Genomic DNA, 11,933 nt, shown 5'->3' with positions numbered 1-11,933 from the left:
TTCTCTTTACCTAACGATATGAATAAGTGAAAATTGATAAATTTAAAGAATTATAAAGTAGTTAGCTAATAAAATCTGTGGGATATTAAATATTAATATAAAATAAAGCGCCCATATGCAGGGCGCTAGAGTTGAACAATGATGGTTATTTATTAATAAACTTCACCACAATTTAAACAAAATGCGTAGCGATTTTGTGGATCATTCATATGCTGGTAAAATTTGATTTGTTGCTGCAGGTCGTTAGCCATTTTTGGCGGAAGTAACAATTGCAGTGTATTGGGCATCATTGCCTCAGCGCTTGAAGTTAATTCAAGTATTAATTGATCAATAAAAGAACGTTCAGGCTGCATCCAGTCAAGTGATGGTGTAGTGACTTTAGCTAACTCAGCCGCTTTATTTACAGCATCGTCAAAATCACCCAGTTTATCAACCAAACCGTTTTGTAGCGCCTCTGAACCTACCCACACCCGACCTTGAGCGATTTTATCTATCTCTGCCGGTGTTTTGTGACGCGCCTGAGCAACATATTTTAGAAAGGTGTTATAGCCATTTTCTATGGTGATTTTCATCATGTCAGAAAATTGTTTATTAATCCCTTTTGTAGCTGAGATATCCGCTAATGGCGTGGTAGAGATCCCATCAGTATAAACGCCAATTGTATCTAAGCTTTTTTCAAAGGTATTTATCACACCGAAAATACCAATTGAACCGGTCAGGGTTGTTGGACTGGCAAAAATATAATTGGCCGGTGTTGAAATCCAATAACCTCCTGATGCTGCCATTCCTCCCATTGAAACTACAATAGGTTTATTGGCCTCGCGGACAGCCACAAACTCATTCCTTATCGCTTCTGAAGCGGTAACACTGCCACCGGGACTATTAACACGTAATACAATCGCTTTAATATCAGGGTTAAGTCTTGCTTTACGTATTTGCGCTACCGTTGTTTCGCTGCCAACCATGCCAGGCTCTTGTGGTCCATCTATAATGGCGCCTTGGGCAATTATCACAGCGATATTTCCAGCTTGCTCATCGGATTCTTTTTGTCGCATTAGCTGATTTTGCTGGGGTTGTTCATTGGCATAATCATAGATACTGATGTAATTAAAATGTTGCTCTTTATCATTCCAGCCAAATTTTTTGCTTAACTCTTTCTCCATAACTGCGCCGGTAAATATATGATCAATGAGTTTTTGTTTAACCGCATATTGCGCACTATCACCATTGACGCTTTTCATTTCTTCAATCAATTTATTGGCACCAGGGAAGATATTTTCTGGTGTCATTTGTCGGTTTTGCGCCACAGTTGATAAATAATGTTGCCATAGTGAACCAATCCAGACTTTATCGGCTTCACGTGCTTCAGGTGACATATTGTCACGAATAAATGGCTCTACTGCTGATTTATAGGTGCCAACACGGAAAATATGGCTATTGACTTTTAGGTTATCCAGTAGCGTCTTATAAAAGAGTTTATTGGTTGAAAAACCGTAAATTCCGACATGACCCTGTTGTGACATATAGATATGATTGGCAAAACTGGCTAAATAATATTGTGATTGATTATAGCCATTACCTACAGCGTAAATAAGTTTTCCCGCTTGCTTAAACTCTATCAACGCCTTACCAATATATTGTAAAGATGGCTGGTTGGAACCAATCAGATTATCCAGTTGTAAAACGATACCGGTAATTTTGTCGTCATAGGTTGCCCGGCGGATAATATTTACAATGTCAAATAAGGAGTTTTCTTGCATGCGTTTGCTTGATGAGCCTAACAATTCGCGGCTCATTTTACCAAGAGGATTAGGGATAGAGACTTGATCAACAATTACACCTTGTAGATCAATAAGTAGCGCACCATGATATTGGCTCGTCGATTTTTTTTCACTTTTATAGGCAAAGTAACTGCTTGCTGCGATAAAGAGCAAAAAAAGACAGATAAAACTGGTGACAAATCGTCTGATAAAATTAAGTAATCGCCAACTAAATTTAAAGCAGGTTGCGATTAAATTCCATGGGTTTCGCATGTGATCTCCAATTATATGATTAACATATTTATCTTAAAAGGACATAAGATAATTGTCAGCCATAACTTATAGAATAATTAAAAATATTATTTTATTGCTATTCAAGCTGATTGAAAATGTTACCTTACTATACTAATGCTGATGATAATATTCTATTTTTGAGAAACATACATATAAAATGGTCATTTCTACGCTATTTGTAGCTATGCAAATAGTTGTAATATAAGTGAATTTCAACAAGGAGAAATCTATGGATGCTTTAACACTATTATTAACCCGTCGTTCCATGAGTCATTTGACAACACCGGCACCTGAAGGTCAATCACTGGATAATATTTTGGCAGCCGGAATGCGAGCTCCTGATCATGGTACATTACGCCCCTGGCATTTTGTGGTGATCCACAATCAAGGGCTCGATAAATTTGGACAGTTACTGGAAAAAGCCGCAATTAATGCTAACTTAGGCAAAGAAGCTGAAGAGAAAGCCAAAAAAGCACCTTTACGAGCTCCGTTAATTATTGCTGTTATTGCTAAAATTGTCGTCGACACAAAAACTCCTGCCTGGGAGCAAGTTATTACTGCTGGTTGTTGTGTTCATGCTATGCAGATGGCTGCTGTTGCTCAAGGATTTGGTGGCATCTGGCGTACAGGCTCTTGGACCTCTGATCCGGTGGTGAGATCAGGTTTAGCTTGCCAACAAGATGATAAAATTGTTGGCTTCCTCTATTTAGGAACGCCAAAATTTAATCCTACAATGAAAAGTTCTTCAGCGGATATAAAGGATTTTGTGACTTATTTTTAAAGGAAAAAATATGCCATCGGAAATCAAATTAACCCAATTTAGTCATGGAGCGGGTTGTGGTTGTAAAATTGCGTAGGGATTATTAGTACCACGGATTTTTTTATGCCAATAGTGGATTCTCCGATTGATTTTGGGCGTATTGCTGCCACTAATGCAATTAGTGATATTTATGCGATGGGTGGTAAACCCATTATGGCGATTGCGATATTAGGTTGGCCCATTAATAAAATCCCAGCTGAGATAGCCCAGCAAGTGATTGAAGGGGGCGGCTGATTTACAGGCAACGGTGGCTTTTTCGCAAATAGCTAAATTACCTCATATTGAAAGTTATATTGAGCAAGAGTGTGTACCAGGTGGAACCCAACGTAATTTTGCTAGTTACGGCCATTTTTTAGGCCAGATGACACCGTTACAACGCAATTTATTATGTGATCCGCAGACCTCAGGAGGATTATTAATGGCGGTGTTACCAACAGCAATTGCTGAAGTTAAACAAATTGCCTGGCAAAATAATTTATCTTTTAGCGCAATCGGTCAATTAGAGCAATCCAAATCTGGCAGAGCGATGATTGAGGTAGTTGAATAACCTATGCGCCGTCTATTTATTGCAGAAAAGCCCAGTTTAGCGCGTGCTATAGCTGATGTTTTACCAAAGCCACATAAACGACAAGATGGTTTTATTGTCTGTGGTGATTCACAATATGTGACTTGGTGTATTGGTCATTTATTGGAGCAAGCTGAACCTGAAGCTTACGATCCTCGCTTAGCACGTTGGTCATTAACTGATTTACCGATCATTCCTGAAAAATGGCAATTAAAGCCTCGGGCGGCAGTTATTAAGCAACTTAATACTATTAAAGCGCTATTAGTTCAGGCCGATGAGATTGTGCATGCGGGAGATCCCGATCGCGAAGGGCAATTGCTGGTGGATGAAGTGTTAGATTTTTTAGCCTTACCGGATGATAAAAAGCAGTCTGTTCAGCGCTGTTTAATTAGCGATCTTAATCCTCAAGCGGTAGTTAAGGCCATTGAACGGTTAAGAAGTAATCGAGATTTTATTCCACTTTGTGTTTCTGCATTAGCTCGAGCCAGAGCAGATTGGTTGTATGGCATAAATATGACGCGGGCTTATACTTTGCTTGGCCAGCGAGGGGGGTACCAAGGGGTATTATCTGTTGGTCGAGTTCAAACGCCAGTATTGGGATTGGTGGTTAGAAGAGACGAAGAAATTGAACATTTTGTTGCTAAAGATTTTTTTGAGGTAAAAGCACATATAATCACGCCGAATAAAGAACGTTTTACCGCTATCTGGCAGCCAAGTGAAGCCTGCATTGATTATCAGGGTGAAGAAGGGCGTCTGATTCATCGCCCCTTAGCCGAGCATGTTGCTGCACGAATTACGCAGCAACCGGCCTTGGTTGTTGCCTATCAAAATAAACAAGAATCAGAAATTGCGCCCTTACCTTATTCTTTGTCGGCTTTGCAAATTGAAGCCGCTAAAAACCATGGCTTAAGTGCCAAGGAAGTTCTTGATATATGTCAACAATTATATGAAAAACATAAAGTTATTACTTATCCTCGTTCTGATAGTCGTTACTTACCGCAAGAGCATTTTGCCAATCGCCATGGGCTATTAAAAGCTATTGCTATGCATCAGCCAGAACTTACACAATTTGAATTGGCTGAATTAGATAAGAAAAATCGCTGTTGGGATGATAAAAAAGTTGATGCACATCATGCAATTATTCCTACCGCTAAAGCAGCAACGGTGCAGCTTGATCAAAACGAAAGCAAAATTTATGCATTGATTGCTGCTCAATATATTATCCAATTTATGGCCAGTGCAAAATTTCATAAACGGATTATTGAACTGGAAATCGCAGGTGGAAAATTTATCGCCAGAGCTCGCTTTTTGGTCGAACCTGGTTGGAGAGCAATTTTAACTACTAAGGAACGGGATGCGGATAATGATGGTATGCCACTTCCTGAGGTAAAGGTAAAAGATGAGTTATTTTGCGAGCAGGGTGAAGTAATAAAAAAGCAGACTCAGCCACCAAAACCCTTTACTGATGCTACTTTGTTGTCGGCTATGACCTGTATTGCCCGTTTTGTGCAAGATAAAGCGCTGAAAAAGGTATTGCGAGCAACGGATGGTTTAGGAACAGAAGCGACCAGAGCGGGTATTATAGAACTGTTATTTAAACGTAAATTTTTGGTTAAAAAAGGCCGTTATATCCATGCTGCGCCAGCAGGCATCGCCTTATATAAAGTTTTACCGCTGGTGGCAGTATTGCCTGATATGACTGCTCACTGGGAGTCTAAATTAACCCAAATCAGTGAAAAACAGTTTCGTTATCAGGATTTTATGTTACCATTGGTAGATACATTGAAGATGTTAATCCAACAAGCGAAACAACAAACTGATTTAACCATATTCCGTACGATATCGGTCATCGAAGAAAAAACGGATAAAAAGTTATCAGTCAAGAAGAAGAGAGCTAGTCAAAAAAGGCAATCAAATGATAGCTAAGCATAAAATAGTACTATCATTTTATTTCAACTTAATTTAACTCAAATTTTGCCCAAATAGGGGCATGATCTGAAGGTTTTTCCATACTTCTAATGTCATAATCAATGCCCGTTTCACCACAGCAGGCAAACAACGAACTAGAGGCCATAATCAAATCAATTCGCAGACCTCGGTTATCAACAAAACCCTTGGAACGGTAATCAAACCACGAAAATTGATCAGTAATTGCTGGATTTTGTTGACGATAAGTATCGGTTAATCCCCAGGATTTCAATTTATTCATCCATTCGCGTTCTTCAGGTAAAAATGAGCATTTGCCAGCACTTAACCAACGTTTTCTATTAATTTCACCGATGCCGATATCATGATCTGTTGGGCTAATATTCATATCTCCCATAAGAATGATATGCGATTGAGGAGAAAGATTATTTTGTAGATAAAGTTGCAAGTCTTGATAAAATTTTGCTTTTGCTGCAAATTTTGTTGGGTGATCACGGCATTCACCTTGTGGGAAATAACCGTTTATTATGGTAATTGTGCCTTTTTCTGTTTCAATATCTGCCATAATAATACGGCGCTGGGCATCAATATCGTCGCCAGGAAATCCCTTTTGAATAGTGATTGGTTTTTGTTTGCAAAATAGCGCGACACCATAATGTGCTTTTTGTCCATGATAGCAGATATGATAGCCTAACTGATTAACCTGCTCTAAAGGGAATGCACCATCATCAACTTTGGTCTCTTGTAAGCCTATGACATCAGGTTGATGTTTTTCGATGATAGCTTCAAGTTGGTGGATGCGTGCCCTTAGGCTATTAATGTTAAATGAGACAAAGTTCATTCGAATTGGTTACCTAATTGTATATTTATAAAAATATTTTATCAGATTTAATATATAAATGTAACCCATTATATAAAACATTTTCTTTTATTTATTAATGAGTTATTTTTTTATATTTAAATTGTTTAGCGTGATTATCAGTGATTAAATTTAAAAAAAATATATAACTTTAAAAAATAATTAATTTAATTCAAATTAATAAACTATAATTAAAAATGCACTATATGAAAATTTGTTTTTTCAGAAAATAATAATTAGATGTAATGATGTCGTTTGCTAAAAATCAATTTATGAAATTAATTAGCGAGGTTTAATTATTTTTCTTTAAATTATTAGCCTAAGTGCTTTTATCTTAAAGAGCTGTAAAAAGGTATTCTTTTTGAATTTCTGTGTCAGCTATAAATTATTAAATAGATATTTAAATTTTTTCTATTTGATATTTAAGATTGCAGTGGAGCAATCATTATGTTTTTCTCAAGAAAGTTAGAAGCTTTTATTGCAGTAGTTGAACAAGGTTCATTATGTAAAGCGGCGAGAATATTGCATCGCACGGCGCCCCCTGTCGCAAAATCAATTAAAGATTTTGAGACCGTATTAGGTAAGACGCTATTTAAAAGGAAAAAATCCGGCATGACTTTAACAAAGGAAGGGCAAGAGCTTTATAATGATTTAAAAAATTTATATTTGCAGGAAAAAGAAATTACCAAAAGATATGTTGGTAATGAATTTCGTAATGTGGTTAATATTTATTATGACTGGGCTAAAAACCATCATTTAATAAAACTTTATCAAACAGCAGGTATTAATAAAATACCAATAAACGTTTTAAAATTTGATTATGATAAAGTAAATGAAATATCAGATTATGTTATGATGGCAATGTTTTAATTTTAAGTTCAGAAAAAATTGTAAGTGAACGTTTTATTTTGTTACAAAAATTACAAAAAGAGGCTATTGGTATATGTTGCCGCAAACAACTTTACGAACATGCTGAAAAGAATCTATTAAAATTATTGAATCAATTTCCTTGGCTATGTGATCCAGTTTTATATAAGAGTCAATTTATTCGAGATATAGAATCAAAAGCGACGATAGGGGCAAATAGTATCAATATCAGGTGGATGGAAAACAGTTGTTTTTGCGATGGATTAATACAAAATGGTGATTACATCGGTTTAACCGATAAATTACCCGAAACCTGTCAATCAACACCTGACATTATTTTTCTACCGCTAGATGAGCTTAGCATGACAAATAGCTGTTATTTTTATAAATCTAAAGCACATGGTAGTATTTTGAATCGATTTATTGATGCAATTGAAAAAATATATTAATCAATAGGTAAAATATGAATTAGGCAAAATTATGGTTGATCTGATGCTAGTAACCACAGGATTGGTAACTTGCAAGTTTCTGCTAGTGAATAAACAGAGCAAGCGTTAACTGCTATAAGTGCCTATCTATTTGAAATTTAATCGATTAGTTAGAAGTGTTATCCTTGTTCATTAGATAAAATTTAAATGTAATAACGATGTCAGTTTTTTTAAATATAGTTAATAATAAATAATCATTTATCATGATAAATAATTAAATAAAATATTTTATAAAAATTAAATTTAATAAAATAATTATGATTGTTTAAAGGTAATATTATGCAATCTGTATAATAATTACCTCTAAAATAAGTCAGGCTATTTTATTAAATAGAGGATAGGTTAAAGAATAATCGTGCGGTTGCCATGAACAAAAACACGTTGTACTAATACCCAGTATAAAGCGTGGCTTAAGACATTTTTTTCAACGTCTTTACCTGCTCGCATCATATCCTCAGCAGTATAACTATGATCAACGTTAATCACATTCTGAGTAATAATAGGGCCTTCATCGAGATCATTATTGACAAAGTGCGCGGTTGCTCCAATGATTTTGACACCACGTTGATAAGCTTGATGATAAGGTTTTGCACCAATAAAAGCTGGCAAAAAAGAGTGATGGATATTAATAATTTTATTGGGATAATGTTGAACGAAATTAGGCATAAGTACGCGCATATATTTTGCTAAAACCACATAATCAGGATCATAATGGTCAATTTGTTCTTTTAATAGATGATCATGTTGTTCTCGCGTTAAATTTTCATGGCTAATGTAGTGAAATGGGATATTAAATTGTTCAACTAGTGATCTTAATGTCTCGTGATTACCAATTACAGCAGCAATTTCCACATCAAGACCATCATAGGCGCTTTTTATTAATAGATCACCTAAGCAGTGTGCTTCTTTGGTTACCATAATAACAATGCGTCGTTGATTTGCTGTACTTAATTCACGTTTAGACCCTGATGGTAAAGCATCGTCGAGATCAGCTAATAATGTATTATCGTTGAAAATACCTTCAAGTTCAGTACGCATGAAAAAACAGTTCGTCTGATGGTCAACAAATTCATTATTTTGAATAATATTTAATTGATGTTTATAACAAATATTTGTGATTTTAGCGATTAACCCTTTTGCATCAGGGCAGATGGTCCGAAGAATTTTTTTTTTTGTGGCTTGTTGCATGAATGGTCTTTTCCTTCAAATTTTTTTGTTACAAATATCGCAAAATAGGAAATTTTAATCTTGCTACGATAAAATGTGGCAATTCTGACGCTTTTAGGACTGTTATGGCAATGTTTTTTTTTCAAAATTTCATTAAAATTATTTAAAAAAATATCTTTTTATTATTGTAAATCACATTTTTATCATTTGGAATATTGATTAATTAAAAGCAAACAAGAGCTATAATAGATAAATATGAGTTATTTATGATTAATTTATCTGAAAACTTTAACAAAGGTTCATTTTATCTTTATATTCACTTTTAATTGGGTAAATAATGTTACTCAATAGTGACTGAATCATCCTCAGTGCTATTGATCATTTATCTACTTTGGTTTACTGATTTGAATTTTAGATATTGATAATAAAGTAATAAATAGTTTTTTAGTTGTTAGATTCAGGATGAAAAAAACATAAGATAATTTTGATTAAAAAAAAGAAACAAAATTAAGAAAGTAATTTCTAATTACAATAACTGTATAAAAGTAACCAATTGATTCCAATAAATGAAAAATAATTATATATTTCAATACAAAAAAATATATAACTTTAAGTGTAAATCCGTAAAATATTTGTTCTATTATAAGTACTATTTTCTAAAAAGATAATATCGTCAATGGCATTTTATGTAATGTAAGGCTGGCATATGAAAGGGAAGAAAATATTAATTGTAGAAGATGAGGTGGTTTTTCGCTCCGTATTGAGAAATTACCTTAAATCATTTGATGTGATTACTTATACAGCCAGCAATGGGCAGGAGGCGTTAGATATTATTAATGCTGTTGAGCGTCTTGATTTGATTTTATGTGATTTAAGCATGCCTGTGATGAGTGGTGAGACTTTGATGCAGAAACTGGTGGAAATGAAGTGTGAAATCCCAGTTATTGTGATTTCAGGAACAAATAGAATTAGTGATTTGGATAGAATGCTGCGACTTGGGGTAAAAGATGCATTATTAAAACCGATTGTTGATTTTGATGATGTTAAAGAGACGATTATCCGTAATTTGTATCCAAATATTGTAGAAACAACCACTCGTTTATCTGCTGAGCTTTCTCATATTCAGCAAATGATACAGCACGAAAAGCATGATATTTTGCCAGTTTTACTTGAGCTGCAGCCCAAAGTAAATCAAACACTGGCAAATTATAAAATTAATTATCGCCAACTAAAAGATATTAATAAAATTGGATTGTTATTTGATTTGGCAGAACTTTCTGATAAACAAATAGGTTTTTATTGCCTTGATATTGAGTATTCTTCGGGTGATGGTGTTATGGCTGCATTATTACTTAGAGTTGGATTTAATGAATTATTGCAAACCTATCTTAATAGCCAATCAAACAAATTATTTAATATTAGTAAAATGCTTGAGCAAATAAACACTTTATTAATGGATTTAGGTATTAAAGGACAATTTCCAATTTTATTAGGTTATTTTCATACTGAAAGTAAAACAATTGTATTAGCTTCAGCAGGACTTAATGTAAAATTAAAAACTGAGAATAAAGAAGTCGAATTGTCATCAAGTGCACCATTGGGTAGCTTACAATCAATTGCTTATCAGCAAATAATGGAAAAAGGAATAGATTGGCAATGTAAAATATGGAATCATAAACATCGAATGACTTTAATGTTTAATTCATTGGTAGAAATATTATAATTATTTACTTTTTACAGGATTGTTAACCTAGGCCAATTTTCTCTAGTCTGCTATTTATTTGGTACATTTTATTGCTATATTTGCTACAAAAGTTGTTGAAAATCTATCTGTCACATTTCATTAGTGTATTGTATTTAGGTAACTTGGTAGAAAAAAATGAAATTAAAAAAAGCGGAAAAAAAAGTTAGCAAAGCGGTTATTCCTGTCGCGGGTTTAGGAACTCGAATGTTGCCGGCAACTAAAGCGATTCCTAAAGAAATGTTACCTTTAGCGGATAAACCACTTATTCAGTATGTAGTAAATGAATGTATATCTGCTGGTATTCATGAAATTATATTAGTCACTCACTCTTCAAAAAACTCAATAGAAAACCATTTTGATACCAGTTTTGAATTAGAAGCAATTTTGGAAAAGCGCGTTAAACGGCAATTATTAAATGATGTACAATCCATATGCCCAAGTTATGTCACAATTATGCAAACGAGACAAGGTATAGCAAAAGGGCTTGGACATGCCATTTTATGTGCAAAACCATTGGTAGGAGAGGAGCCTTTTGCTGTAGTTTTACCGGATGTAATTATTGATCAATATTCTTCGGATTTGAAACAGTATAATTTAATCGCGATGCTGAAACGTTATTATGAAACATCAGCCAGCCAAATTCTTGTTGAGCCGGTACCAAAGGAGTCTGTATCCAATTATGGTGTTGTAGATTGTGACAGTTATGAATTAAAAGCCGGTGAAAGCAAAATTATTAAAGGCGTTGTTGAAAAACCTAAAATTGAACTGGCGCCATCTAATTTATCTATCGTGGGGCGTTATGTATTGTCAGAGAAAATTTGGCCTTTATTAGAGAAAACACCAATGGGGGCAGGTGATGAAATTCAGTTAACTGACGCGATTGAAATGTTAATAGAAGGAGAACCTGTTGAAGCCTATCATTTACACGGTAAAAGCCATGATTGCGGTAATAAATTGGGTTATATGAAAGCATTTGTTGAATATGCTATGCAGCATGAATTTTTAGGTGATGAGTTTTCCGCGTGGGTAAAAAATATCTTAGATTGCTAATTGTCGATAAATTTGATTCAAATCAATAAAAAACCTGCATGGTATTTTTATACAATATTGCCTATTTGTTATTACAAATTTATTTTAATAAGTTCTATTTATGCATAAAATTAAAATGAGATTTATTAATTATATAAGTAGGCAAGGATGTTGTTTAAATGGAGATATTACAAACTATTTTAAATAATAATAATAATAATAATAATATGATTTTGCTGATCATATATCACTTTAGTTGCTAGCTAAAATTTCTTGTGTTTGCGCATGAGTTGCTATCAATAATATTTAAGTTAACACTGATCATAATTATTATAAAAAAGTATAGTAATTATATTTAATTGATTTATCTTGTATCAGATTAGCCGTTTATTTTTTTTGTTTATAAAGTAATCT

The 11,933-nt window shown here is 34.1% G+C and carries 10 protein-coding genes and 1 pseudogene; 8 read left to right on the top strand and 3 right to left on the bottom strand.

The features are described from left to right. Positions 1-152 precede the first annotated feature (152 nt). Positions 153-2,033, bottom strand: a complete 1,881-nt coding sequence (gene sppA, locus AC01GB_RS16385; protein ID WP_474452711.1) for a signal peptide peptidase SppA — start codon at positions 2,031-2,033, stop codon at positions 153-155. A gap of 250 nt (positions 2,034-2,283) precedes the next feature. On the opposite strand from sppA, the gene AC01GB_RS16380 reads away from it, so the two are divergent. From AC01GB_RS16380 to AC01GB_RS16365, 4 genes and pseudogenes are all read left to right on the top strand, one after another. After that, positions 2,284-2,835 carry an NAD(P)H nitroreductase gene (locus AC01GB_RS16380; protein WP_474452710.1) on the top strand — a complete coding sequence of 184 codons (552 nt, stop codon included), beginning with the start codon at positions 2,284-2,286 and terminating at the stop codon, positions 2,833-2,835. Positions 2,836-2,916: 81 nt separating this feature from the next. After that, a pseudogene (locus tag AC01GB_RS16375) lies at positions 2,917-3,108 on the top strand (AIR synthase related protein); the annotation flags it as partial. Continuing rightward, positions 3,092-3,421 (top strand): hypothetical protein, encoded by a 330-nt coding sequence (locus tag AC01GB_RS16370; RefSeq protein WP_474452709.1) that lies wholly within the window; start codon positions 3,092-3,094, stop codon positions 3,419-3,421. The pseudogene AC01GB_RS16375 and the gene AC01GB_RS16370, both read left to right, overlap by 17 nt. Before the next feature lie 3 nt (positions 3,422-3,424). Continuing rightward, a complete protein-coding gene (locus tag AC01GB_RS16365) occupies positions 3,425-5,365 on the top strand; it encodes a DNA topoisomerase III (protein ID WP_474452708.1) in 1,941 nt (646 codons plus the stop codon). A gap of 31 nt (positions 5,366-5,396) precedes the next feature. On the opposite strand, the gene xthA is transcribed toward AC01GB_RS16365, so the two are convergent. After that, on the bottom strand, positions 5,397-6,206 hold the full coding sequence (gene xthA / locus AC01GB_RS16360; protein ID WP_474452707.1) for an exodeoxyribonuclease III: 810 nt from the start codon (positions 6,204-6,206) through the stop codon (positions 5,397-5,399). A 465-nt stretch (positions 6,207-6,671) separates the two neighbouring features. Between xthA and AC01GB_RS16355 the strand changes: the two genes are divergently transcribed. Together AC01GB_RS16355 and AC01GB_RS16350 are read left to right on the top strand one after the other, a co-directional pair. Further along, positions 6,672-7,094, top strand: a complete 423-nt coding sequence (locus AC01GB_RS16355) for a helix-turn-helix domain-containing protein (protein WP_474452706.1) — start codon at positions 6,672-6,674, stop codon at positions 7,092-7,094. Between the two features lie 38 nt (positions 7,095-7,132). Further along, positions 7,133-7,540 (top strand): hypothetical protein, encoded by a 408-nt coding sequence (locus AC01GB_RS16350; protein WP_474452705.1) that lies wholly within the window; start codon positions 7,133-7,135, stop codon positions 7,538-7,540. 381 nt (positions 7,541-7,921) lie between these two features. Here AC01GB_RS16350 and purU read toward each other — a convergent pair whose 3' ends face one another. Then, positions 7,922-8,767 carry a formyltetrahydrofolate deformylase gene (purU, locus tag AC01GB_RS16345; RefSeq protein WP_474452704.1) on the bottom strand — a complete coding sequence of 282 codons (846 nt, stop codon included), beginning with the start codon at positions 8,765-8,767 and terminating at the stop codon, positions 7,922-7,924. Between the two features lie 685 nt (positions 8,768-9,452). On the opposite strand from purU, the gene rssB reads away from it, so the two are divergent. Both rssB and galU read left to right on the top strand, forming a co-directional pair. Beyond that, a complete protein-coding gene (gene rssB, locus AC01GB_RS16340) occupies positions 9,453-10,469 on the top strand; it encodes a two-component system response regulator RssB (RefSeq protein WP_474452703.1) in 1,017 nt (338 codons plus the stop codon). A gap of 156 nt (positions 10,470-10,625) precedes the next feature. Next, the gene (galU, locus tag AC01GB_RS16335; protein WP_474452702.1) at positions 10,626-11,540 is read left to right on the top strand and encodes a UTP--glucose-1-phosphate uridylyltransferase GalU; all 915 of its coding nucleotides are present in this window, start codon (positions 10,626-10,628) and stop codon (positions 11,538-11,540) included. Positions 11,541-11,933: the final 393 nt, after the last annotated feature.

The sequence above is a fragment of the Candidatus Arsenophonus phytopathogenicus genome, assembly GCF_056113345.1.
The sequence above is the reverse complement of the archived record's forward strand: the minus strand, read 5'-3'. Positions and strand labels throughout refer to the sequence as shown.